At 62.7% G+C, this 23,013-nt stretch carries 20 protein-coding genes and 1 riboswitch; of the genes, 10 read left to right on the top strand and 10 right to left on the bottom strand.

Features of this window, described 5'->3' with window-relative positions; translation table 11 throughout:
* Positions 1-196 precede the first annotated feature (196 nt).
* Positions 197-1,066, top strand: a complete 870-nt coding sequence (locus AC1DLV_RS11210) for an RNA polymerase factor sigma-32 (protein WP_476782409.1) — start codon at positions 197-199, stop codon at positions 1,064-1,066.
* Positions 1,067-1,071: 5 nt separating this feature from the next.
* Here AC1DLV_RS11210 and AC1DLV_RS11205 read toward each other — a convergent pair whose 3' ends face one another.
* The 4 genes from AC1DLV_RS11205 to thiB form a co-directional block, all read right to left on the bottom strand.
* Positions 1,072-2,541: a M48 family metalloprotease gene (locus AC1DLV_RS11205; RefSeq protein ID WP_476800132.1), complete on the bottom strand. Its 1,470-nt coding sequence runs from the start codon at positions 2,539-2,541 to the stop codon at positions 1,072-1,074.
* A gap of 201 nt (positions 2,542-2,742) precedes the next feature.
* Entirely contained in the window at positions 2,743-3,468 is a 726-nt protein-coding gene (gene thiQ / locus AC1DLV_RS11200) for a thiamine ABC transporter ATP-binding protein (protein WP_476800131.1), read from the bottom strand.
* Positions 3,465-5,081, bottom strand: coding sequence for a thiamine/thiamine pyrophosphate ABC transporter permease (gene thiP / locus AC1DLV_RS11195; protein ID WP_476800130.1), 1,617 nt, complete (start codon positions 5,079-5,081; stop codon positions 3,465-3,467). The genes thiQ and thiP overlap by 4 nt, the downstream gene beginning before the upstream one ends.
* A gap of 145 nt (positions 5,082-5,226) precedes the next feature.
* The gene (thiB, locus tag AC1DLV_RS11190) at positions 5,227-6,231 is read right to left on the bottom strand and encodes a thiamine ABC transporter substrate binding subunit (RefSeq protein ID WP_476800129.1); all 1,005 of its coding nucleotides are present in this window, start codon (positions 6,229-6,231) and stop codon (positions 5,227-5,229) included.
* 44 nt (positions 6,232-6,275) lie between these two features.
* Positions 6,276-6,396, bottom strand: a riboswitch (TPP riboswitch).
* 104 nt (positions 6,397-6,500) lie between these two features.
* On the opposite strand from thiB, the gene AC1DLV_RS11185 reads away from it, so the two are divergent.
* The 4 genes from AC1DLV_RS11185 to AC1DLV_RS11170 all read left to right on the top strand — a co-directional run bounded on the left by AC1DLV_RS11185 (position 6,501) and on the right by AC1DLV_RS11170 (position 9,565).
* Positions 6,501-7,145 carry a thiamine diphosphokinase gene (locus AC1DLV_RS11185; RefSeq protein WP_476800128.1) on the top strand — a complete coding sequence of 215 codons (645 nt, stop codon included), beginning with the start codon at positions 6,501-6,503 and terminating at the stop codon, positions 7,143-7,145.
* Positions 7,146-7,147: 2 nt separating this feature from the next.
* Positions 7,148-8,962 (top strand): ABC-F family ATP-binding cassette domain-containing protein, encoded by a 1,815-nt coding sequence (locus AC1DLV_RS11180; RefSeq protein WP_476800127.1) that lies wholly within the window; start codon positions 7,148-7,150, stop codon positions 8,960-8,962.
* A gap of 61 nt (positions 8,963-9,023) precedes the next feature.
* The gene (locus AC1DLV_RS11175; protein ID WP_476800126.1) at positions 9,024-9,266 is read left to right on the top strand and encodes a type II toxin-antitoxin system CcdA family antitoxin; all 243 of its coding nucleotides are present in this window, start codon (positions 9,024-9,026) and stop codon (positions 9,264-9,266) included.
* Entirely contained in the window at positions 9,266-9,565 is a 300-nt protein-coding gene (locus AC1DLV_RS11170) for a CcdB family protein (RefSeq protein ID WP_476800125.1), read from the top strand. The genes AC1DLV_RS11175 and AC1DLV_RS11170 overlap by 1 nt, the downstream gene beginning before the upstream one ends.
* A gap of 52 nt (positions 9,566-9,617) precedes the next feature.
* Here the strand turns inward: AC1DLV_RS11170 and AC1DLV_RS11165 are convergent, their stop codons facing one another.
* Positions 9,618-11,129 carry a hypothetical protein gene (locus tag AC1DLV_RS11165; protein ID WP_476800124.1) on the bottom strand — a complete coding sequence of 504 codons (1,512 nt, stop codon included), beginning with the start codon at positions 11,127-11,129 and terminating at the stop codon, positions 9,618-9,620.
* Positions 11,130-11,204: 75 nt separating this feature from the next.
* Positions 11,205-12,503, bottom strand: coding sequence for an adenylosuccinate synthase (locus AC1DLV_RS11160; RefSeq protein ID WP_476800123.1), 1,299 nt, complete (start codon positions 12,501-12,503; stop codon positions 11,205-11,207).
* Between the two features lie 195 nt (positions 12,504-12,698).
* Here AC1DLV_RS11160 and AC1DLV_RS11155 point away from each other — a divergent pair, with 195 nt between their 5' ends.
* The 3 genes from AC1DLV_RS11155 to AC1DLV_RS11145 all read left to right on the top strand — a co-directional run bounded on the left by AC1DLV_RS11155 (position 12,699) and on the right by AC1DLV_RS11145 (position 16,016).
* Positions 12,699-13,592, top strand: coding sequence for a DMT family transporter (locus AC1DLV_RS11155; protein WP_476800122.1), 894 nt, complete (start codon positions 12,699-12,701; stop codon positions 13,590-13,592).
* 86 nt (positions 13,593-13,678) lie between these two features.
* Entirely contained in the window at positions 13,679-15,397 is a 1,719-nt protein-coding gene (locus AC1DLV_RS11150; RefSeq protein ID WP_476800121.1) for a SulP family inorganic anion transporter, read from the top strand.
* A gap of 1 nt (position 15,398) precedes the next feature.
* Positions 15,399-16,016: a ParB-like protein gene (locus AC1DLV_RS11145; RefSeq protein WP_476800120.1), complete on the top strand. Its 618-nt coding sequence runs from the start codon at positions 15,399-15,401 to the stop codon at positions 16,014-16,016.
* A gap of 66 nt (positions 16,017-16,082) precedes the next feature.
* Here AC1DLV_RS11145 and serA read toward each other — a convergent pair whose 3' ends face one another.
* Positions 16,083-17,684 (bottom strand): phosphoglycerate dehydrogenase, encoded by a 1,602-nt coding sequence (gene serA / locus AC1DLV_RS11140; RefSeq protein ID WP_476800119.1) that lies wholly within the window; start codon positions 17,682-17,684, stop codon positions 16,083-16,085.
* 68 nt (positions 17,685-17,752) lie between these two features.
* Positions 17,753-18,928 carry a phosphoserine transaminase gene (locus AC1DLV_RS11135; RefSeq protein WP_476800118.1) on the bottom strand — a complete coding sequence of 392 codons (1,176 nt, stop codon included), beginning with the start codon at positions 18,926-18,928 and terminating at the stop codon, positions 17,753-17,755.
* A 331-nt stretch (positions 18,929-19,259) separates the two neighbouring features.
* On the opposite strand from AC1DLV_RS11135, the gene AC1DLV_RS11130 reads away from it, so the two are divergent.
* Positions 19,260-20,594, top strand: coding sequence for a GGDEF domain-containing protein (locus AC1DLV_RS11130; protein ID WP_476800117.1), 1,335 nt, complete (start codon positions 19,260-19,262; stop codon positions 20,592-20,594).
* A gap of 310 nt (positions 20,595-20,904) precedes the next feature.
* The gene (locus AC1DLV_RS11125) at positions 20,905-21,111 is read left to right on the top strand and encodes a hypothetical protein (protein WP_476800116.1); all 207 of its coding nucleotides are present in this window, start codon (positions 20,905-20,907) and stop codon (positions 21,109-21,111) included.
* A gap of 151 nt (positions 21,112-21,262) precedes the next feature.
* Here the strand turns inward: AC1DLV_RS11125 and AC1DLV_RS11120 are convergent, their stop codons facing one another.
* Together AC1DLV_RS11120 and AC1DLV_RS11115 are read right to left on the bottom strand one after the other, a co-directional pair.
* Positions 21,263-21,952, bottom strand: a complete 690-nt coding sequence (locus AC1DLV_RS11120) for an outer membrane protein (protein ID WP_476800115.1) — start codon at positions 21,950-21,952, stop codon at positions 21,263-21,265.
* A gap of 197 nt (positions 21,953-22,149) precedes the next feature.
* Positions 22,150-22,929, bottom strand: a complete 780-nt coding sequence (locus AC1DLV_RS11115) for an outer membrane protein (protein WP_476800114.1) — start codon at positions 22,927-22,929, stop codon at positions 22,150-22,152.
* Positions 22,930-23,013 lie beyond the last annotated feature (84 nt).

Here is a 23,013-nt window from a genome sequence, read left to right as displayed (position 1 = left end):
GGATGCAATCTCGCAGAAGCGGACGTTGAAGATAAGGAATGAGATTTCAAGTATATGGCAATCGTAGAATTTGAATCTACAGGTAAGGCCTCGACCTGAGCCCCGGGAACATTCGCCAGAATTCCGCGTTGATAGCCTTGCGGGGCAGCGCCGCTAAACGCCGCCCGGCTGCTGCTCACGAGACAAGGGGCGAAGCATGTATATGGACCGGGCGGGTTTGGCCGGCGAGCAGATGATGCTGAGGGCAGCATCGCGTGCACCTTATCTGGAGCGCGGGGAAGAACTCGAACTGGCGATCCGCTGGAAAGAACAGCACGACCAGGACGCACTCAACCGCATCACCACGGCCCATATGCGCCTGGTCATCGCCATGGCTGTCAAATTCAGGCGCTATGGCCTGCCGATGGGCGACCTCATCCAGGAAGGGCATGTCGGCCTGCTGGAGGCTGCCGCGCGTTTCGATCCCCAGCGCGAAGTGCGCTTTTCAACCTATGCCACCTGGTGGATCAGGGCATCGATGCAGGACTACATCCTGCGCAACTGGTCGATCGTCAGGGGCGGCACCAGTTCGGCCCAGAAGTCGCTGTTCTTCAACCTGCGACGCATGCGCGCCCGCCTTGCCCAGGGTGGCGGCCCGCTCGGCAATACGTCTGCCTATCAGGAAATCTCGGTAGCGCTTGGCGTATCGGAAGCCGATGTCGCGATGATGGACATGCGCCTGTCGGTGCCCGATAGCTCGCTCAACGCGCCGCTCAACGATGACGGCGATTCTGGCGAGCGGATGGACTTGCTGGTGTCGGACGATCCCTTGCCCGACGAACTCGTCGGCGAAGCAATCGACATCGAGCGGCGTTCGGGCTGGCTGCATGACGCGCTTGGCGTTCTCAACGCCCGCGAGCTGCAGATCATCGAGGAGCGCCGGCTGACGGAAGAAGGTGCTACGCTCGAACAGCTCGGCACCTCGCTTGGCATCTCCAAGGAGCGGGTGCGCCAGATCGAGACCCGCGCGATGGAGAAATTGAAATCGGCCCTGGTCCGGCAGAACTCGGCGTTCCTGCCGGCCTGAATCCGTTACCGGTCGGTGACGATCTTGACCTTGTCGCCGGCCGACACCGTAGCGCCCGGCGCCATCGCGTTCAGCACCCTGAACAGATCGAGCTTGCGGTCGACGCCGATCATGCTGGCGGCGAGCGATCCCATCGTCTGGCCCGGCTGGACGGTGACGACGCGGATGCGCAGCGGCTTGAGCGCGGCTTTTTCCGCAGCGGTCATCACGTGGAAGCTGGAGCTGACCGAACGGGCGACCGTTTCGAGCGTGGTGCTGGCGGTCGGCGCTGCCGTCAGCAGGCGGTAGACCTGCGCGCCGTTGCGGATCACCACGATGTCGAACTTCCAGCCTTCAGCGCTGGCGCGCGCGAACGCGGCCTCATTGCCGTTGATGTTTTCGGCGCGCACGCTTGCCGGATCGAGCCCCGCCACCCAGCCGCTCTTGATATAGTCGGACAGTGACAGCTTGGCGTCGATGGTCACACCGTCGAAACGGATGGCGGTGTTATCAGGGCCTGTCGCGGTGACGGCGGCTGCGGTGTTGTCGATGATGAATCCCTGCGGCACCGAAAACGAGATGCCGAGCTTCGGATGCAGGAAGGTCGTGCCGCGGACGTAGCCTTCGTCAGGCGTGTCGCCGAACAACAGCCCATCTATTCCCGCCAGGAAAGAATCGCGGTCGCGGGTGCCAATGCCTGGCGCGCCGAACTGGCGGGCGTGGCGCTGGGCGAGGTCGATGCGCTGCGGCGCGTTGGGATGGCTTGCCAGGAAGTCGAGGCTGGCGTCAGTGGCGCCACTGACCGCGCGCAGGTCGGCGTAGGCGGCCATCGACTGCAGGAACCGGCCGGCGGCAAATGGGTCGTAGCCGGCCTGGCCGCTCATCTTGATGCCGATGCCGTCGGCTTCCAGTTCCTGGTTGCGCGAGAACTGTGCGAGCCTGAGCTTGCCGCGGATCAGCGCCGCCTTGGCGGTCGGGCTTTCGCCGAGCACGTCGGTGACGACCTTGGTCGCCAGCACTTCCTCGGCTTCCTTCTGCTGGCGCTGGATGCCGTGATTGGCGGTGACGTGGCCCATCTCATGCGCGATGACCGCTGCCAGTTCGGCCGAATCATTGGCCAGTGCCAGTAGCCCGCGCGTTACGTAGAGATAGCCGCCGGGCAGGGCGAAGGCGTTGACGTTGGGCGAATTGAGGATGGTGATGCGATAGGTCTGGTTCGGGTTGCTGGAAACCGTCGTCAGGGAGCCGACCACCTTGGCGACCATGCGCTCCAGCTTGGGATCGGAATACTCGCCGCCATAGGTCGCCAGGATGCGCGGATGCTGGGCCTTGGCGATCTCGGCGAGCTTGTCGTTGCGGGTGACGTTGTCGACCGTCACCGGATTGTTGGACGGCTGGAACCCGGATTCGCGAATGTCGGAGGTGTTGAGCATCTGGCAGCCGGAGACAAACGCCGACAGCGCCACAGCGATGGCTAGTCGCGTGTAGCGGGGCATTTTCGTCTCGATCAGTCCGTCGCGGCAGATGGGCAGAGCTCGCGTCCTTTCAGTTTCCTTCGGCGGCAGGCGAAGCAGATGCCGGCCCGCGTCCCAAGGACGTAGCCAGACTCAGCGAACCAACACAATAAGGCCATTACCGCCAATATGGCGATTTGGCTGTAAATTATGTCCGCTTCCGGGCAACTCGGCGTGATCGTGTCATCGCCGTTCACTACCGATATAGTGTCGGAACGCCTCAGGTCCAGAATTGGCAAAGAAATCCGCAGTCTTTCCCGTCGCAGCCACCGTCCCAAACTCCACGAAAACCATGTTTTCGGCGAGTTTCCGCGCATCTTCGGGCTGGTGTGTCACGAAAAGCACGGTCATGCTGCGTTCTGATTGGACGCTTGCCACAAGGTCGAGCATATCGTCGCGCAACGCTGGTCCAAGCGAGGCAAAGGGTTCATCCAGCAGGAGAATCGGGCGATCGCGCACCAGGACACGGGCAAGCGCAACACGTTGGCGTTCGCCGCCGGACAGCTCTCGCGGCAGGCGGTTTTCCATGCCGGCAAGGCCGACGCGCGCGAGCGCTGTCACAATATCCTGCCTGTCAGTGGCGCTCAGCCGAAGCGCCGGCGAACGCCCCAGGCCGACATTCTTGGCAACGTCGAGATGGGCGAACAGATTGTTTTCCTGAAACACCATCGACACCGGCCGCTCGGCTGGCGGCGCCGGGGTCAGATCCGCACCGCCAATCAGCACGCGGCCCTCACGCGGGGTCTCGAAGCCAGCAACGAGATTGAGCAGTGTCGATTTGCCGGCACCGCTCGGTCCCATGATCGCGGTGATCTCGCCGGGCGCGAAGTCGACGTCAAAGCGCACCATGGTGTCGCTGTAGCTGAACACCACCTGGTCGAGGCGCACCGCCGCACGTGTCGAGGTCATTTCGAAGTCTCCCTGCCGAGGCGGTCGGCGAGCATCATCAAGGCAAGGCACAACAGCCCAAGCATCAGCGCCAGCCCAGCCGCATCGTCGGTGCGGTAGCTGCCCATGCGGGCGAGCAGAAGATAGGGCAAGGTCTGCACCGCGTCGCTGCCGAACAGGGCAATGACGCCGAGATCGCCGAGCGACAGTGCCATGGCAAAAGCGAAGGCGGTGGCTAGCGGGCGACGCAGCACGGGCCAGTCGATCAGCCGCAGCCTGCTCCAGCCTGATATGCCGAGTTGGGCGCATAGCCGTTCGTGGCGTTCGCTCGCCGCGTCGTAAGCGGGGCGGATAGCGCGGACTGCAAAAGGCATCGCCATCACCGCGTTGACGGTGACGACCATGAACGGCGCCAGCGCAAACACATCGACCGACTGCCGCACGAGCACGAACCAGCCGGCACCGATGACGATCGGCGGCACCACCAGCACGAAACCAGCGCCGGTGTCGGTGAACCGTTCGAGCAGCGTTTTCTTGTCGCTCAACCGGCCGCCGGCCAGTGCCCGGCGCGCCATGACCAGCGACAGCGCAAGTACGGCGGCAAGTGTCGCCGACAGCGTGGCCAGCACGATGCTGGTCAGCGTCGCGCGCTGGACCGAGGCCTCGCCGGCGAGACGGCCAAGATCGGCCTTGAGCCCGGAAGCGACGGTCGCCAGCATGGGGCCACCGACGAAGACGAGGGCCATGAGGATCACCGCGACGTTGAGCGCTTTTTCGCCCGCCTTGGCCTGGATGTAGTTGCGCCGTGCGACGGGAAGGTTGGTGTCGCCGGTGGTGTTGGCGCCGAGCCGCATCAGTGCGATGACCACGACGGCAGTCAGCGCGATCTGCAGCAAGGTGAGGGCTACCGCACGTGCGGGATCGAAGTCGAAGCGCAGCGCTTGGTAGATCGCCACCTCCAGCGTCGTTGCGGCTGGTCCGCCGCCCAGCGTGAGCACGATGGTGAAGGATGTGATGCACAGCATGAAGACTAGCCCGGCGATGCCGGGCAGGGCCGCGCGTATTGCCGGCCATTCGATCAGGCGGAAGCTTGCGCGCGAGCCCATGCCGAGCTGGCTCGCCAGCCGCCACTGGTCGGTCGGCACCGTGTGCAGCGCTTCGAGGATCAGCCGTGTCGCAAGCGGCAGGTTGAAGAAGACATGGGCAACGAGGATGCCTGACAAACCGTAGATGCCGGGCCATGTCGCGCCGGTCAGCGCCGCGAGCGGTTCGGCGAAATAGCCGGCGCGGCCATAGAGCGACAGGATGCCGAGAGCTGCAACGATCGCCGGCAGTGCCAGCGGCACGGCGAACAGGCGCAGGATCAGTCCACGGCCGGGAAATTGCGGGTGCCGTGACAAAGCGCGTGCGACGAGGATCGCAGGCACGACCGAAAGCAGCGTCGACAACAGCGCTTGCCACAGCGTGAAGCGGGCGACACGGAATAGATAACCGTCGAACGCGGCCGCGGCACCTTCAGGGTTGCGCACGGCTTCGATGCCAAGACCGGCAAACGCCCCGCCGATCAGCACGCCGATAGCGACGAGCGCTGCGATGCCGGCGATGATGCGGGGGTCGGAGGTGGATCTGGTCAAGGCCGCGCTGCCCCTCACCCTTACCCTCTCCCCGTAAACGGGGCGAGGGGGGCGCGGGCGTTGCCGCTTGTGCCTTCTCCCCGTTCACGGGGAGAAGGTGCCGGCAGGCGGATGAGGGGCGGCATAGCCATCTCGGACGACCGTCTTACTTGCTCATCACGCCGAGCCATTCATCAACCCAGGCCTTGCGGTTGGCAGCGACTTCGTCGGCGCTGAACAGCAGCGTCTTGGCCGGCTTCACCAGCCTGTCGAAGGCCGGGTCGAGCGGCTTTTCGGTCTTGCCGGCCGGCAGCATCCAGTTGGTCTCGGGCACCACGTCCTGGAAACCTGGGCTCGTCATGAAGGCCATGAACTTTTCCGACAGCGGGTTCTTGGCGCCTGTCGTGGTGATGCCGGCGACTTCGATCTGGAGATAGTGGCCTTCCTCGAAGGATGCCGCCTGGTAGCGCTCGGACTTGTCCGCGACCATGTGGTAGGCCGGCGAGGTCGTGTAGGACAGCACCATCGGCGCCTCGCCCTTGGTGAACAGGCCGTAGGCCTCGCTCCAGCCCGGCGTCACGGTCAACACGCGGCCCTTGAGCTTGGCCCAGGCTTCCGGTGCCTTGTCGCCATAGACCGACTTGACCCACAACAGCAGGCCGAGGCCCGGCGTCGAGGTGCGCGGGTCCTGGATGGCGATCTTCTGTTCGGGATCGCCCTCGACCAGTTCCTTCAGGCTCTTGGGTGGGTTCTTCAGCTTCTCGGTGTCGTAGACCACGGCGAAGTAGCCATAGTCGTAGGGCACGAAAGTGTCGTCCTTCCAGTCGCCAGGAACCTTGACGTTTTCGCCGACAGCGCCGTGCGGGGTAAACAGGCCGGTCGCCTTGGCTTCGGCGGTAAGGTTGGTGTCGAGGCCGAGAACGATGTCGGCCTTGGTCGAAGCGCCTTCGAGTTTCACGCGGTTGAGCAGTGCGACGCCATCGGCCACCGAGACGAAGTCGACCTCGCAGCCGCATTCGGCCTCGAAGGCCTTCTTGACCTGCGGGCCGGGACCCCACTCCGACGTGAAGCTTTCATAGGTGTAGACGGTGAGCTTGCCTTCGGCGCTTGCGGGAAGGGCAGCGGCGGCAAGCGCCAGGGCCGAGGTCAAGGACAGCAAGATCGTGCGCATCGGCGCCTCCTTCATTGGTGTTGAAAGGGAATTTGAAGCGCCGGGCGTCCGAAGCATCTAATCCCTCCGCCGGTACAAACCGGATCAGGTTCAGCGGGTTGGCTGGATTTCCCCATGCCTCTCAGCCAGCGCGTGTGAACGCGTCGGGCACCCCGTTAGAGCGGTTCCACAAATAGGGCCGTGCCGCAGGCCACGCAAGCGGTAGTTTGCCGGCCCAGCACCATGTCTCGGCCTTCCGTTTCCGTTGCTGGACTGGTAATGCGCTTGCCATGACCCGGTTCACCATACTCCTTGGCGGCGAGCTTTTCCGCACCCCGCTCGTCGACCGTCAGGTCGCGGGCAGCCGTGTCATCGCGGCCGATGCCGGAATTCGCCACGCCGCCACCTTGGAACTGATGCCGGAGCTGTGGCTTGGCGACTTCGATTCCGTGCCTAGCGAGGTCGATCCGCGCTTTGTCGACCTGCCCCGCGAGACCTTTCCTCAAGACAAAGACAAGACCGACGGCGAGCTTGCTATCGCGGCGGCGCTCAAGCGTGGTGCGACGTCGCTGGTGCTGGTCGGTGCCTTTGGCGGCCCGCGTGCCGACCATGCTTTCCTCCATCTGGCTCTCGCGCTGAGGCTTGCCGAGGCAGGCACCGAAGTGATCCTGACCAGCGGGCGCCAGGAGGCGCATCCGCTTTTGCCGGGAACGATGAGCTTCGACTATGCCAGCGGCACGCTGTTTTCCCTGCTCGCCTTCTCCGCGCTGTCCGGCCTCTCCGAAGAGGGCGCCAAATGGCCGCTCGACCGTGTTGATGTGCCGTTCGGCTCGTCGCTGACGCTATCCAACGAAGTGCGGGGCACCTTGCGTGTCTCGCTCGGCAGCGGCCGCGCGCTGCTTTTCGCCCATCCCTTTCCTGCTTCGGAATTCTGAACATGGCGCCACCGCTTCTCAATCTTGACGGCATCCGTCTGACTTTCGGTGGCACGCCGCTGCTTGACGGTGCATCGCTGTCGGCAGCTTCGGGCGACAAGATCGCTCTGGTCGGGCGCAACGGGTCGGGCAAGTCGACGCTGCTCAAGATCGCTGCCGGGCTGGTCGAACCGCAGGATGGCGAGGTGTTCCGCCAGCCGTCGGCGACGATCCGCTACCTGCCGCAGATGCCCGACATGGACGGCTTCGCCTCGGTGCGCGCCTATGTCGAGGCCGGTCTAGGGCCCGCGGATGATCCGCACCGCGCCACCTATCTGCTCGACCATCTTGGCCTCACCGGCGAAGAGTCTCCGGCCGACCTGTCGGGTGGCGAGGCGCGGCGTGCCGCCCTTGCCCGCGTCATGGCGCCTGAACCCGACATCATGCTGCTCGACGAGCCGACCAACCATCTCGACCTTGCCGTCATCGAATGGCTGGAAGAGGAGTTGATCCGCACCTCGTCTGCGCTGATCGTCATTTCGCACGACAGGCGTTTCCTCGAACGCGTCAGCCGCAATACGGTATGGCTCGATCGCGGTCAGACGCGCCGGCTTGACCGTGGCTTTGCCCATTTCGAGGAATGGCGCGACCAGATCCTGGAGGAAGAAGAGCGCGAGCAGCACAAGCTCGGCCGCCAGATCGTGCGCGAAGAGCACTGGCTGCGCTATGGCGTGACCGCGCGGCGCAAGCGCAACATGCGCCGGCTCGGCGAATTGCAGACGATGCGCCAGAGTTTCCGCGGCCATCGGGGGGCTGAGGGCGTGGCGACGATGCTGGCGAGTGAGGCGGCCGAATCCGGCAAGCTGATCATCGAGGCCAAGAACATCGACAAGGCTTTCGGCGACCTCGTCGTCGTCAAGGACTTCTCCACCCGAATCCAGCGCGGCGACCGTGTCGGCCTGGTTGGGCCAAATGGTGCCGGCAAGACGACGCTGCTCAAGATGCTGACCGGCGAGCTTGAGCCCGACGCCGGCACGATCCGGCTTGGCGTCAATCTTGAGATTGCGACCCTCGACCAAAAGCGCGAGGCTGTCGATCCGCACGAGACGCTGTCGAGCTACCTGACCGACGGGCGTGGCGAAAACCTTGTCATCAATGGCGAGCAGCGCCACGTCGTTTCCTACATGAAGGACTTCCTGTTCAAGCCCGAGCAGGCGCGCACGCCGGTGCGCGAGCTCTCCGGGGGCGAACGCGCCCGGCTGATCCTGGCGCGCGTGCTGGCACGCCCGGCCAATCTACTTGTGCTCGACGAGCCGACCAACGATCTCGACATGGAGACGCTGGAACTTTTGCAGGAGCTGGTAGCTGGTTTTGCCGGCACCGTCATCCTTGTCAGCCACGACCGCGACTTCCTCGACCGCACCGTGACCAGCATCATCGCGCCCGACGGCGAAGGCCGCTGGATCGAATATGCCGGTGGTTATGCCGACATGCTGGCCCAGCGCGGCGGCACCAAGCTCGACGACCGAAAATCGCGCAAGGCCGCCAACGGCCAGGCGTCGGGCGGTCGCGGCGACCCCGAGACGCCTAAGGCGGCGCCGAAAAAGCTGTCGTTCAAGCAGAAATTCGCGCTCGAAAACCTGCCCAAGAAGATGGAAGCGGTGACCGCGTCGATCTCGCGTCTGGAAAACCAGATCGCCGACCCGGCCTTTTACGAGCGTGACCCGCATGGCTTCCAAAAGACCATCGCTGCCCTCGACAAGGAGCGCGAGACGCTGACCGCGCTCGAGGAAGAATGGTTCGAGCTGGAGATGCTGCGCGAGGAACTCGAGGGGTAGCGTCAGTTGCCTTCATAAAGATCATGCGCATACTATATGTGCATGATCGAAGGAGGGCTTCATGCTGCAGAAAGCACCCAAACCTACGCGTAAGCCCACGAATGTGTCCCTCGATTCCAGGTTGGTCGAGGAGGCCAAGGCGTTGGGTTTGAACATGTCTCAGCTCGCCGAAGAGGCCCTTGCGAAGGCTATCTCCGAAGAGAAATCGCGGCGCTGGAAGTTGGAAAACCAGGCAGCCTTGGATGCCTGGAACGACTATGTCGACAAGAATGGGCTGCCTTTGGCTAAATATCGGCTGTTTTGATGGCCAGATATGATGTGTTTGCCGGCCCGTTTGAAGGCAGTTATCTGCTGGATGTGCAGTCAGATCTGCTGGATCATCTGAAATCTCGGGTGGTCATCCCTCTTCTGCCAGCAGAAGAGGTGCCGCCGCCCGTGCGGAAGCTCAATCCGCTATTCGAAGTCGATGACCGTAAAGTCGTGATGGCTACGCACCTCATAAGCGCCGTTGCCGTAGCCGACTTGGGAAACCGTCGAACCAACCTGGGCAACCATCACGATCAGATTGTCTCCGCCCTGGACATACTGTTCCAGGGTTCCTGACGCGAACAGTGGTCCGCGTCAGTCAGATTGCATTCGCGAGCAAGCGAGAGACTTATCCCGCAGCCTTGGCCTGCCAGGCCTTCATCGCTTCTTCGAACACCTTGTCGCCCGGAATACCCTTTTCCAGGGTGAACAGCGCGCGGCGACCGGATTTGTAGACCACCGGAACGTCGATCCAGCCTTGGCGACGCAAAAGATTCAGGTTGGCGTCGACTTCGGCCTTGTTGTCGTTGAGCGCGACGAGGAAGAAGCCGTCGGCGATCTTGGCCGGAATGCCAAGCAACGAATTGCCGGCGTCCTGCTCAGAGCTCTTCATCGCCACCCGCAGGATGTTTTCGATGCCGCCGCCCTCGAAGCCGTCAGGCGTCAGGAAGATCATCTCGAGGATATGGCTCGCCGGCAGCGTCTTGTCGGCGTTGCGGCGGATCGTCATGCGCAGCTGGATGTCCTTGCCGGGAATGGTCGCCTCGGCACGGATCGCTGGTTCCGGCGGCAGGTCGCCGCCTGGCGATTCCTGCACCACTGTCCAGACCACGGAGCCCGATTCAGCCGAGCCTTGCGCCACATTGGTGCGCTCTTCGTAGAAGATCGCTTTCTGGCCGACGGCTACCTGTGCGTTTGCAGCAGGCGGTGTCGTCGGCGCCGTACCACCCTCGGCAGATGCTGCCGGGGTCGTCGCTGGTGCGGGTTCGGGCGTGGCCGGCGGTGTCGCGGGGGGCGGCTGGGTCAGGGCGGCGACGGAGGTGCCTTCGCCGACACCGTTGGTGCCGCTTGCCGGACCTGGATCGACTTCCTTGCCATCGGCCGTCATGCGCTGGGTGAACTTGCCCGGCTCGCCATTGGCCGGCGCCTGGGCTGCCTGGCCGCCATTGGCGGGCGGCGGCGTTGCAGCTTCATTTGCTGGCGGTGCAGTCTCGGCAGGCTTGTCGGCGCTGGAACCCGAAAAGGCGGCGCGGTTCACCCACAGGCCATAGCCGCCGGCACCGACAACCGCAACCGCAAGGGCAGCGGCGATGAGGCCACCGCTGATGCGCTTGCGTGGGCGCTGCCGGGTGTTCTGGAACGGATCGACATCATCGCCGGCAGTGTCTGCCGCACGGTCGTCGTCGCCAGCTACCGGTACGTCTTCGTCCTGGTCATGGCTTGTTGCCGAGAAGTCAGGCAGCGGCTCACGCGCTTGTGGTACGTAGGCCGGCGCAGAGGCGGCCGCAGGCGGTGGCGCGACAGGGGTCACCGGCGAGCGGCGCACTTCCGGCTCGGGTGCGGGCCGGCTATAGGTCGGCTGGTCCTTGTTGCGGGCGATCGACGTAAAGACGTTTTCCAGCTCGGCCAGCGGATCGTCTTCCACCGGCTTTGCGTTGTATTCCGCCTCGACGGTCGCGATGGCGTCCTCGAGCGATTTCGTCTGGCGTTCGGCGACAGCTGCGGGCGGCTGCGGATTTAGGGCGGCGAGCTTGGCCGCGATGGTGCTGCGGGCCTTGTCGTAAACCCGCGCGCGCATCGCCGGCGTGGTGTCGCCCATGCCATCCAGCGTCTTCTTCAGAACCGCTACGAAGTCTGCCATTCTCTCGTCGACCTATCTCTTCTTCTGGGCCGCGCCGCGTCCGGCGGCAAATCAGCCGCCGGGAAGGAGCCAAAACTAGTCTTCAAACGGGTCGGTCACAAGTATGGTGTCGTCCCGCTCGGGGCTGGTGGAAAGCATGGCCACCGGCGCACCGATCAGTTCTTCGATGTAGCGCACATACTTGACTGCCTGGGCAGGCAAATCATTCCAGCTGCGGGCGCCGGCTGTGGTGCCCTTCCAGCCTTCGAGCGTCACGTAGATCGGCTCGACACGGGCCTGTGCGCCCTGGCTCGCCGGCAAATAGTCGATCAGCTCGCCGTCGAGCATATAGCCGGTGCAGACCTTGATCTCGTCGAGGCCGTCGAGCACGTCGAGCTTGGTCAGCGCAATGCCCTTGATGCCGTTGACGGCAACAGCCTGGCGCACCAGCACGGCGTCAAACCAGCCGCAGCGGCGCTTGCGCCCGGTCACCACGCCGAACTCATGGCCGCGGTTTCCGAGGAACTCGCCGACTTCATTCTGCTGCTCGGTCGGGAACGGACCTTCGCCGACGCGGGTCGTGTAGGCCTTGGTGATGCCGAGCACGTAGTTGATTGCGCCCGGACCGACGCCCGAACCGGCGGCAGCCTGGCCGGCAACCGTGTTGGACGAGGTCACGAAGGGATAGGTGCCGTGGTCGATGTCGAGCAACGTGCCCTGCGCGCCTTCAAACAGGATGCGTTCGCCGGCACGGCGCTTGTCGTCCAGTACCTTCCAGACGCGGTCCATGTAAGGCAGGATCTCGCCGGCAACCGATGTCAGCTCGGTCATGATGGCTTCGTGCGTCACCTCAGGGTGGCCGAGCCCGCGACGCATCGCGTTGTGATGCGTCAGCAACCGGTCGACCTTCTGGGGCAGGGTATCCAAATCCGCCAAATCCATCACCCGAACCGCACGGCGGCCCACCTTGTCTTCATAGGCGGGGCCGATGCCGCGACGAGTCGTGCCAATCTTCGTCCCCGAATTGGAGGCGGCGTCCTCGCGGAAACCATCCAGCTCACGGTGCAGCGACAGGATAAGCGCTGTGTTTTCGGCTATTTTCAGGCGATCCGGGCCGATTTCGACGCCCTGGGCGCGGATTTTGGCCAGTTCAGCGACAAAGGCATGCGGGTCGAAGACCACGCCATTGCCGATGATCGACAGCTTGCCTTCGCGCACAACGCCGGAGGGCAGCAGCGACAGCTTGTAGACCACACCGTCGACCACCAGCGTGTGACCGGCATTGTGCCCGCCCTGGAACCGCACCACCACATCGGCGCGCTCCGACAGCCAGTCGACGATCTTGCCCTTGCCTTCATCGCCCCACTGGGAACCGACGACCACCACATTGGCCATGATATTTTCCTTCCGACATCGCGGGCCGGGCCGCGAACAGTGCAAAATGACAGGCCTCTATAACGCCAAGCAATTGGATGTGCGACCTTTCTTTGCCGTCCGAGGCACAACAAATTCCACCTTTCGGCGCATTTACTTGTCTGGACCCAGCACCTAGGCCGGCATGTCACCTGTCGCCAGCGAAAGTCCGGTCGTATGAATCGAAAAGCCTATGTCCTGCTGTTGCTGACCACCCTGTTTTGGGGCGGCAACGCGGTGGCGGGCAAGCTTGCTGTCGGCCATGCTTCGCCGATGTTGCTGACGTCGTTGCGCTGGGCGATCGCCGCCGCGATCCTCGGCGCTATCGGCTGGCCTCGGTTGCGGAATGACTGGCCGGTCGTGCGCAAGCATATCTGGTTGCTGGTCGCTTTGGGCGGCTTCGGCTTCACGGCGTTCAACGCGGCACTTTATTCGGCGCTGAACTTCACCTCGGCGATCAACGCCAGCATCGAGCAGGCGGGCATGCCGATGGTCATCTTCGCAGCCAATTTCCTCCTCTTTCGCATGCGGGTCACTTTTGGCCAGATCATCGGCTTCTTGCTGTCGCTCACCGGTATCGCGCTTACGGCCAGCCATGGCGACCTGAGGACGCTGGTGGCGCTCGACATGAATTTCGGCGACGCGCTGATGCTGATCGCGGTGCTGGTCTATAGCGCCTACACGGTGGCGCTGCGCTTCAAACCCGACATCCATTGGCTGAGCCTGATGATCGTGATGACTTCAGCCGCCTTCGTCACCTCGATCCCGTTTGTCGTTTGGGAAATCGGCACAGGCCGCGTGATCGTGCCCGACGCCCTGGGTTGGGCGATCACCGTCTACATGGTGTTGTTTCCGTCGATCCTGGCGCAGGTCTTCTACATCAGGGGCGTCGAGCTGATCGGTGCAAACCGCGCGGGCCTGTTCATCAACATGGTGCCGATCTTCGGCACGCTGCTGTCGGTGATGATTATCGGCGAGGCGTTCCAGGCCTATCATGCAGTGGCCATCGTCCTTGTGCTCGGCGGCATCTGGCTTGCCGAACACAGTGGGCGCAAGATGGCGCAACCTTGACGGGAACGCGAGGCAGGCACCAAACGTTTTAATAGGCCGCCGCTGCAAGGGCGTTGGCGGCGGGTGCGAATATGGGCGAGGCGCACATGCGAGGTTTGCGAACGGGGCTGTTGCATGCAAGGCCGCGTGTTCTCTTCGGCGCCTTGCAGGGCTGGAGCCGAGCAGATCTTGGCGGCGACATGGCCGCGGGATTGACGCTCGCCGCCATCGCCATACCCGAGCAGATGGCGACCGCGCGACTTGGCGAATTCTCGCCCGAGATCGGCTTTTTCGCCTTCATCACCGGCGCTGTGGCATTCGCCGCTTTCGGTGCCAGCCGCTACCTCTCGGCGGGCGCGGACTCCACCATCACGCCGATCTTCGCCGGCGGACTGGCGCTGGTCGCAACGTCAGGCTCGCCGCAATATGCCAGCCTTGCCGCCATGCTGGCGCTGATGGTTGGGGCGATTGTCATTGCCGGCGGATTGCTGCGGCTCGGCTGGATAGCCGACCTGTTGTCCGTGCCGGTCACCGCCGGCTTCCTGGCCGGCATCTCGATCCACATCATCATTTCGCAACTGCCCGAATTGCTCGGCCTGCCAGCGGGCAGCGGCGATGTCTTTCACAGGCTGGCAGCGGTCTACGCCGATCTCGGCCAAGTCAATCTGCTCAGCCTGGCGCTTGGTGTCGGTGTGTTCCTTGTGGTGTTTGTCGGCGAGCGCGTCAGTCCCCGCATCCCGGGCGCGCTGATCGCGCTGGCACTGGCGACTATGGCCGTGACCGTGTTTGGCCTTCAGCAACATGGTGTTGCCGTTTTGGGCGTTTTGCCCGACGCCCTGCCCAAGCTTGTGATACCTAGCGTGGCACTTGAGGATATGCGCACTCTGGTGCCGATGGCTCTGCTGATCTCACTGGTCGTCATGGTGCAGACGGCCGCCACCACGCGTTCATTCGCCGGCAGGGAGGGTGTGGGGCCTGATGTGAACCGCGATTTCGTCGGCATCGGCGCCGGCAGTCTGGTGGCCGGCCTGTTTGGTGCTTTTCCTGTCAATTCCAGCCCCCCACGTACCGCCATCGTTGCCGAAACCGGCGGACGCTCGCAACTGGCCGGTCTGTTTGCCGCTGCCATCGTCTTGCTGTTGCTGTTGTTTGGCACAAAATTGCTCGCCAACGTGCCCCAGGCGGCACTGGCCGGTATCCTGATGTTCATCGCGCTGCGCATCCTGCGGTGGCCAACCTTCATCTCGACCTTCCGCCAGGCGCCGGTGGAATTCGCGCTCATCGTCATCACCGCTCTCGCTATCGTTGCCTTGCCCATCGAGATTGGCGTTGCCACCGGCATCGGCCTGTCGCTGCTCCACGGCCTATGGGGCATGACCCAGGCTCGGGCGATCGAATTCGAGCGTGTGCCCGGTACTTCGATCTGGTGGCCGCCGGCGGATGGCAGCGAGGGCGAGCGCATCGACGGCGTGCTGGTCGTTGCCTTCCAGGCGCCGCTGTCCTTCGTCAATGCCGAACGTTTCAAACGTGGCATCGAGGCGATGGTCTCGACGCGACCCGGGTCGCTGGAGCATGTCGTGCTGGAAGCAAACAACGTTACCGACATCGATTACACTGCGGCAGCCGCACTGTCCGACGTGATCGCTTTTTGCCACGATGCCGGCCTGACTTTCTCCATCGCTCGGCTGGAATCAGTGCGGGCGCAATCCGCGCTCGCGCGTTTCGGCATAACCGCAGCTTTGGGTCCGAACCGGATTTTCCGTAGCGTCGACAATGCGATTGCAGCACTCGGCACGGAGGCCGCACCGGACAAAGGGAGCAACTGACATGGCAAACGAAACCAAACCGACGCTACAACCGGTTCTGGTCGAGGATCTGCGCCCCACCCAGATGACGGTCGGTCTGCGCGAAGTGGCGGTGAAGCGAGCCGCATTGCGCGCGCTGCCAGCAGCCAAGGCTGGTGCCTTCCTCGGCCATCACTTCATTCCCGTCGTTTTCGGACCGAAAGGTCGCTACCACATCGTCGACCACCATCATCTTGCGCGTGCCTTGTACGAGGAGGGACTGCGGGAGGTTTTCGTCAACGTCATCAGCGACCTCTCGCGACTCGACAAGGAGGCGTTTCTGGTCGTGCTCGACAACCGCGCCTGGATGCATCCCTTCGATGCATCGGGCAAAAGGCGGGCTTATGCCGATATCCCGAAGTCCGTCGACAAGCTCATCGACGACCCTTATCGCAGCCTCGCCGGCGAGGTCAGGCGGCTCGGCGGCTACGCCAAGGACACCACGCCTTTCGCAGAGTTCCTGTGGGCCGACTTCTTCCGCCGCCGGGTTCCAGTGGCGCTTCTCAACGACAATTTCGACAAGGCATCGCGGCAGGCCCTGCAACTGGGCAGGCAAACGGAGGCAAGCTACCTGCCGGGCTGGAGCGGACCGGACGACTGAAAGAGTGTTCTCCAAAAGAAAAAGGCGCGGAACAAGTCCGCGCCTTTCAGCCTTGGGAGGCGGTTCTTAGAACCCGTTGATGTCGAACTGCAGGCGCCTGGCCGAGTCGATGGACTTGTGACCGCGTACCTTGGCGAGCACGTCTTCGGGGAAGGGCGCGTCGAGATAAAGCAGTGCGATGGCATCGCCGCCCGGCCGGTCGCGACCGAGCTGGAAGTTGGCGATGTTGACGCCGTTTTCGCCGCACACCGTGCCGAGCAGGCCGATGATGCCCGGCGCGTCGGCATTGGTTGTGTAGAGCATGTGCTGGCCGACCTCGGCGTCGAGATTGATGCCCTTGATCTGGATGAAGCGCGGCTTGCCGTCGGAGAAGCAGGTACCGGCGATCGAGCGCGTCATGTGCTCGGTCTTGACCGTCAACTTGATGTAGCCGTCAAAGACACCCGACTTGTCGCGCTTGACTTCGGCGACAATGATGCCGCGCTCCTTCACCATGATCGGCGCCGACACCATGTTGACGTCGGAGACCTGCGGCCGGATCAGGCCGGCAAGGGCAGCACTGATCAGCGCCCTGGTGTTCATCTGCGCGATCTGGCCGTCGAACAGGATCTCGACCTCGGTGATCGGGTCTTCCGTCACCTGGCCGACAAAGGCGCCGAGCACTTCGGCGAGTTTGACGAACGGCTTGAGCCGCGGCGCTTCCTCGGCTGTGATCGAGGGCATGTTGATGGCGTTGGAAACAGCGCCCTTGACCAGATAGTCGGCCATCTGCTCGGCGACCTGAAGGGCGACGTTTTCTTGCGCTTCCGAAGTAGAAGCACCGAGATGCGGCGTGCACACGACGTTGTCCATCCCGAACAGCTCGTTGTTTTCGGCCGGCTCGACCTCGAACACGTCGATGCCGGCACCGGCCACCTTACCGCTCTTCAAGCCGGCGATGAGGTCCTTCTCGACGATGAGACCGCCTCGGGCGCAGTTGATGATGCGCACGCCTGATTTCATCTTGGCGATGGCCTCGGCGTTGATGATGTTGCGGGTCTTGTCGGTCAGCGGCGTGTGCAGGGTGATGAAGTCGGCACGCGCGAACAGCTCGTCGAGCTCGACCTTCTCGACGCCCAGTTCCTCGGCGCGATGCTCGGAGAGGAACGGATCGAAAGCAACGACATGCATCTTGAGGCCGACCGCGCGGGTGGCGACGATCGAACCGATGTTGCCGCAGCCGATCAGGCCAAGCGTCTTGCCGGTGATCTCTACACCCATGAAGCGGTTCTTTTCCCACTTGCCGGCATGCGTCGAGGCGTTGGCCTCGGGAAGCTGGCGGGCAACGGCGAACATCAGCGCAATCGCGTGCTCGGCAGTAGTGATCGAATTGCCGAAGGGCGTGTTCATGACGATGATACCGCGCCGCGAGGCGGCGGGGATATCGACATTGTCGACGCCGATGCCGGCGCGGCCGATGACCTTGAGGTTGGTCGCCGCAGCGATCAGCTTTTCGGTGACCTTGGTCGCCGAGCGGATGGCAAGGCCGTCATACTGGCCGATGACTTCGAGCAGCTTTTCCTTGTCCTTGCCGAGGTCGGGCAGATAGTCGACTTCGACGCCACGATCCTTGAAGATCTGGACGGCGGTGGTGGAGAGTTTGTCGGATACGAGAACGCGGGGCGCCATAGCTGCCTCCTTGAAGAGTGATCAAACTGTTCGGGGAAAGGGCGGCCCGGAGGCCGCCGCAGGTCTGGTCAGGCCGCAGCCTTGAGCGCTGCCTTCTGATTGGCGAAGGCCCAGTCGAGCCATGGCATCAGAGCAACGAGGTCGGAGGTCTCGACCGTGGCACCGGCCCAGATGCGCAGACCGGGAGGCGCGTCGCGGTAAGCGCCGATGTCGAAGGCAACGCCTTCTTTTTCGAGTGCTGAAACCATGCCCTTTGCGAATGCCGCCTGACCGTCCTTGTCGAGGCCAACGACATCAGGATCGACGATCGACAGGCAGACCGAGGTGTTGGAGCGCGTTTCCGGCACGACGGCCAGATGGCCGAGCCAGTCGGACTTCTGCACGAAACCGTCGATGGCGGCGAAATTGGCGTCCGCGCGGGCAACCAGCGCGTCGAGCCCGCCGAGGCCCTTGGCCCATTTCAGCGCATCGAGATAATCCTCGACGCACAGCATCGACGGCGTGTTGATGGTCTCGCCCTTGAAGATGCCTTCGATCAGCTTGCCGCCCGAGGTCATGCGGAAGATCTTTGGCAGCGGCCAGGCCGGCTTGTAGGTCTCGAGGCGCTCGACAGCGCGGGGGCTGAGGATCAGCATGCCGTGCGCGCCTTCACCGCCAAGCACCTTCTGCCAGGAGAAGGTGACGACATCGAGCTTGGCATAGTCCATGCGCTGGGCGAAGGCCGAGGACGTGGCGTCGCAGATGGTCAGGCCCTTGCGGTCGGCCGGAATGAAATCGCCGTTTGCAACACGCACGCCCGAGGTCGTGCCATTCCAGGTGAAGACCACGTCGCGGTCGAAATCGACTTTTGTCAGGTCAGGCAGCTCGCCATAGGCGGCTTCGAATTTGCGCACGTCTTCGAGCTTGAGCTGCTTGACCACGTCGGTGATCCAGCCTGCGCCGAAGCTTTCCCAGGCGACCATGTCGACGCCGCGCTCGCCGAGAAGCGACCACAGCGCCATCTCGACAGCGCCCGTGTCGGAAGCCGGAACAATGCCGATGCGGTAATCGGCGGGAACCTGGAGAATCTCACGCGTCAGCTCGATCGCCTGTTCGAGCTTGGTCTTGCCGATCTTGGCGCGGTGCGAGCGGCCAAGCGGCGCGTCGGCGAGACCCTGGAGCGACCAGCCGGGACGTTTTGCGCAGGGACCTGAGGAGAAATTGGGGTTTGCCGGACGGAGTCCGGGCTTGGTGACGATCGTCATCGTGGTTCTATCCTTCCAGATAGTTGGCCCCTCGTTGGGGAGGGGTGGCCCACGGGCGGAAATATAGAAATGCGGGGGAAACCGCAAGAGGGAACAGCATGGACGTTTTAGGATCTCGCAAGACTGCGCCAGGCCGCCTCGAGGTCTCACCCCTGATTGAACTCGGCTCTTGTCTAGCGCATTCTGGCCGGAAGCGTCGTCCTGACTCCAGCCTTCATGGGGATGAGAGACTTGGCGTCCGCGCTGCGGGTTGATCCCCCCGGTATCCGTCTGTAGGACGGCACCCAGGCATCGACGGAGCGGAAATTTGGCTATCAGCAGGCGTTCAGGCTTGTCTTTCTGGAAGACTTCATCAGAGGCAACCAGGGAGGCCGCGCGCGGCAGGCTTTCTGCGATCGTGCGCCAGAATATCGACGGGCTGGTGGCCAGGTTCTACGAGAACTTCCTCCGCGACGAGGAGGCATCGGCCTTCTTGAGCCATTCGGTCGTGCATGAGCGCCTAAGCCATTCGTTGCGCAAATGGCTGCTCGACCTCATCGAAGCGGACCCTCATTTAGGCCTCGATGCCTTTGACGCGCGCCAGATCAAGATCGGCGAGATCCACGCCCGGCTGAAAATCCCCAACCACCTGGTCATGGAGGGCATGGGCCTTCTCAAGACGGAGATCGCTTGCAAGGTCGCCGAACTCGATCTGGAGTCGACATCGACCGCCCACACCTTGATCCTGCTGGACGAGATCATCGACTACGCCATGAGGTTGATGAGTGCCGCCTATGTGTCCGACACCAAGCGTCGGGTACAGACCGACGAGGCTTTTCGCCTGCTCTCCTTGGGACAGGACATCAATCTCGAGCGTGAAACCCAGCGCGCCACGCTCATGGAATGGAGCCAGTCCGTTCTCTTCAACCTGCTTGGTCACGGCAGCAATTCAGCGCCGGGCTACCTCGCAGCGTCTCCATTCGGTCTTTGGGTTCGGCATCGGGGAGCACTTCTTTTCCAGGGCTCGCTCATCCTCGAGAGCATCGAGAAGCTGATCAGTGAAATCGATGGCGAAGCCTTGCGCTCGATCGATGGCAATCAGCCGGCATCGGTAGCCGAGTTCCAGCGCCGTATCGAGGAGATCAAGTTCCTCCTCAACGATCTCTTTCAAGCTGCGGCCAGTGTCGAGAATGGTCGGGATCCCCTGACGCGGGCACTCAATCGACGCTTTCTTCCCTCGGTCCTGGGGCGTGAAATCACCCTCGCCAAGAACGCGAAGACCCCACTCAGCGTTCTCATGCTGGACGTCGATCACTTCAAGGCGATCAACGACAGATATGGTCACGCCGTCGGCGATATTGTTCTAAGACATACCGCAGAGCTTCTTTTGAACGCCGTCAGGCCCAGCGATTTCGTCTTCCGCTACGGCGGCGAGGAGTTCCTGATCGTTTTGGTGGAAACCGATCGGACCGAGGCTTGCGCGATTGCAGAGCGCATCCGCCAACAGCTGGCAGATCAAGAAGTCTCGGTGCGGGATCGGGACGTATTGTCGGTCACTGCGTCCATTGGCGTTGCGACCTATGAAGGCCATCCAGACTACGAGTATCTCGTCGATGCCGCCGACAAGGCTCTTTATCGCGCCAAGAAGGAAGGCCGCAACCGCGTGGTCATGGGTGTGGCCAGCTGATACGTCAGGAGCGGCTGGGCCGCTTCTTTCCCCCGGCCGGGACCTCGCTCGGTGGCCGTGGTTGACAATGCCGGCGTGGTGGCCGACATAACCGCCATGCTTACAGTTTCCTTTGCCCACATTGTCATCTGCAAAGGCAGCCTCCTCATAGGCTGATTGCCTGGTGCCACTACCTGCGAGAGCAAGAGCGGCACCAGGATAGCGAGATCCATCACCCAATAATTGCATATGCGCCGGCTACGCGAGTTGCTGCGCTCGTAATTGCGCGCGCTCGCTAACGCCCGGACGCCATCATTTGGACTGATCCGAAATGACCTTCAAATACAGCTTCACGTTCCCCATCAGTGGCGGGAACAAATTGCCTCGCTTCAAGAATTGGGCTGCCGTTCACGCACCGGAAATCGAGGTCAGCCTCCCGCCCCAGGTTCCGGTCAAGAGCGAGGCCTTGACGATCCGCCTCAAGTCCGCCGATGACCGGCAAAAGCTCCTGACCAAACTGGCTGGTGTGGAGTTGTAGTCTCAAATGGCGGTGGCGGGCTACGCTCGCCACCGCCGGGCATCGCCCTGCGAGCCGCCCCCTGATGAGCGGGCTCCGACCACATCTTTGGTGAAGAAACGAAAACGGCGGGCCTTCGCCCGCCGTCATTTTATACTGTCGGATCAAGTATTTACCAAAGGTCGTAGCGCAGGCCGACCTTGACCTGATGGAAATCGACGCCCTTCTTGGCTTCCACTGCCGGCACGTCGGCATATTCAAGATCTGGTGCGGCGAGATACTGGTAACCGACGTCGATCGACGTGTTCTGGCTGACCTTGTAGCTGACGCCGGCGTTGAGCGAATAGGCCAGTGCGTATTGCGTGTCGCGAAGGTGCCAGTCCGGCGTCAGTGAGGTGTCGTCCACCCGTTGACTGGAGTAGATGAGACCGATGCCGGCGCCGAGATAAGGCGTAAAGCCGGCAACAGTGCCGAGGTCGACATAGGCGTTGGCCATGCCGGTCCACATGTTGTTTTCAGCTTCGATGGTGACAAAGCCATCGGTCGCAGCGTAGCGGTCGCGTGCCAGGAACCCCAGGTTGAGATCGCCACGGAAGTAGTCGGTGAAGTGATAGCCGGCGCCGATGCTGCCCGTGACGCGGGTGCTGCTCGATTCGACGTCGAACAAGGTGAAGTCATAGGGTGACTTGTTGAAATTGTAGCCGATATCCCCGCGCAGGTACCAGCCGGAGCCGACTTCCACCGGCACATATTCCGGCGCCTCCTCAACGACAACAGGCGGTTCATAGTCGGCAGCGATTGCTGCCAGCGGCCAAAGCATGGTCGCAGCCAGCGCCAGCGCCATGCGAGACGTCAATGTCATGATCGCATTCTCCCGAGATGGCGCCGGGGTGTTGCCTGAGAATCCAGCCGCCTTTCATGTCATCATTAACCATAGAGGTTAAGTCGCAGTTAAGGATAACAGATGGTTAGGCGGGCGTTTGTGCGAGCAGGCCGGGCAAAGAAAAACCGCCCGGTGAACCGGGCGGTTTGATGTATTGGCAGGGCCGAACTGGTCGCTTAGTTCAGCGAATAGCGCACGCCGAGCTTGAGATCGTGCGAGGTGATGTTGTTGAACTTGAAGCCTTCGGCCCCTGCTACAGCGGGGTCGTCGTTGTAGAATGTGCCAGTGCGCGCATCGCCCAGATTGACGAAGCTATAGCCAAGGTCGATCGTCATGCGTTCGGTGGCCTTGACGCCGAGACCGGCATGAAGCGCCCATGCAAAGTTCCACTGGGAAGCGTCGCCGGCGTAGCCAGCGCCGCTGCGCTCGACATTGACGTCCCGGAAGCCTGAAATCGTGTTGCGCGACGCGCCGATGCCCGCGCCTACATAGGGCGTAATGCCGTAGAAGGTGCCGACATCCGCGTAGGCATTGGCCAACATCAGCCATTCCGTCTTCTTGGCGCTATAGTCGTTGGTGTAGAAATTGTTGGGACCGCCATACCTGACGAAGTCGGTCGCATTGAAGTCCGATGCGCCGCGATATTCCACGGAGATGTCACCACGCAGGAAGTCGTTGAACTGATAGCCGATGCCGCCACCGAAGATCGGCGCAGACGCGAATTTCCCCTCGTGAGGCCACGAGTGTTCCAAAATGGCGGGGTTTTCGAACAATACCGAATTCAGATCGCCGAGCTGCTGGTTGCTCATGCCGATATGGCCGCGCAGATACCAGCCGCCATAGACCACAGGTATCGGGTCTACGATCACCGGATCCGGCAAATCTGCTGCGAATGCCGGCGCGGTAACGCCGGCGAGCAGCGCGGCGATAAACGCTTTCCTTCCAAAATCAAACATGCTGAAAAATCCCATACGTGCGGACCCGCTACGCGCCCGATCTGACTAACCCGCGTGGATAATGCTTGGTATAGGTTAAGGTGT

The organism is Aminobacter sp. 01T433 (genome assembly GCF_056398585.1).
Note: the sequence above shows the minus strand (reverse complement) of the source record. Positions and strands in the feature narration are given on the sequence as shown.

What these genes read in the sequence shown, in the direction of transcription:
- AC1DLV_RS11210 (WP_476782409.1), top strand. Translation starts at nt 197, where the DNA reads ATGTATATGGACCGGGCGGGTTTGGCCGGCGAGCAGATGATGCTGAGG.
- AC1DLV_RS11205 (WP_476800132.1), bottom strand. Translation starts at nt 2,541, where the DNA reads ATGCCCCGCTACACGCGACTAGCCATCGCTGTGGCGCTGTCGGCGTTT.
- thiQ (WP_476800131.1), bottom strand. Translation starts at nt 3,468, where the DNA reads ATGACCTCGACACGTGCGGCGGTGCGCCTCGACCAGGTGGTGTTCAGC.
- thiB (WP_476800129.1), bottom strand. Translation starts at nt 6,231, where the DNA reads ATGCGCACGATCTTGCTGTCCTTGACCTCGGCCCTGGCGCTTGCCGCC.
- AC1DLV_RS11185 (WP_476800128.1), top strand. Translation starts at nt 6,501, where the DNA reads ATGACCCGGTTCACCATACTCCTTGGCGGCGAGCTTTTCCGCACCCCG.
- AC1DLV_RS11180 (WP_476800127.1), top strand. Translation starts at nt 7,148, where the DNA reads ATGGCGCCACCGCTTCTCAATCTTGACGGCATCCGTCTGACTTTCGGT.
- AC1DLV_RS11175 (WP_476800126.1), top strand. Translation starts at nt 9,024, where the DNA reads ATGCTGCAGAAAGCACCCAAACCTACGCGTAAGCCCACGAATGTGTCC.
- AC1DLV_RS11170 (WP_476800125.1), top strand. Translation starts at nt 9,266, where the DNA reads ATGGCCAGATATGATGTGTTTGCCGGCCCGTTTGAAGGCAGTTATCTG.
- AC1DLV_RS11165 (WP_476800124.1), bottom strand. Translation starts at nt 11,129, where the DNA reads ATGGCAGACTTCGTAGCGGTTCTGAAGAAGACGCTGGATGGCATGGGC.
- AC1DLV_RS11160 (WP_476800123.1), bottom strand. Translation starts at nt 12,503, where the DNA reads ATGGCCAATGTGGTGGTCGTCGGTTCCCAGTGGGGCGATGAAGGCAAG.
- AC1DLV_RS11155 (WP_476800122.1), top strand. Translation starts at nt 12,699, where the DNA reads ATGAATCGAAAAGCCTATGTCCTGCTGTTGCTGACCACCCTGTTTTGG.
- AC1DLV_RS11150 (WP_476800121.1), top strand. Translation starts at nt 13,679, where the DNA reads ATGCGAGGTTTGCGAACGGGGCTGTTGCATGCAAGGCCGCGTGTTCTC.
- AC1DLV_RS11145 (WP_476800120.1), top strand. Translation starts at nt 15,399, where the DNA reads ATGGCAAACGAAACCAAACCGACGCTACAACCGGTTCTGGTCGAGGAT.
- serA (WP_476800119.1), bottom strand. Translation starts at nt 17,684, where the DNA reads ATGGCGCCCCGCGTTCTCGTATCCGACAAACTCTCCACCACCGCCGTC.
- AC1DLV_RS11135 (WP_476800118.1), bottom strand. Translation starts at nt 18,928, where the DNA reads ATGACGATCGTCACCAAGCCCGGACTCCGTCCGGCAAACCCCAATTTC.
- AC1DLV_RS11125 (WP_476800116.1), top strand. Translation starts at nt 20,905, where the DNA reads ATGACCTTCAAATACAGCTTCACGTTCCCCATCAGTGGCGGGAACAAA.
- AC1DLV_RS11120 (WP_476800115.1), bottom strand. Translation starts at nt 21,952, where the DNA reads ATGACATTGACGTCTCGCATGGCGCTGGCGCTGGCTGCGACCATGCTT.
- AC1DLV_RS11115 (WP_476800114.1), bottom strand. Translation starts at nt 22,929, where the DNA reads ATGTTTGATTTTGGAAGGAAAGCGTTTATCGCCGCGCTGCTCGCCGGC.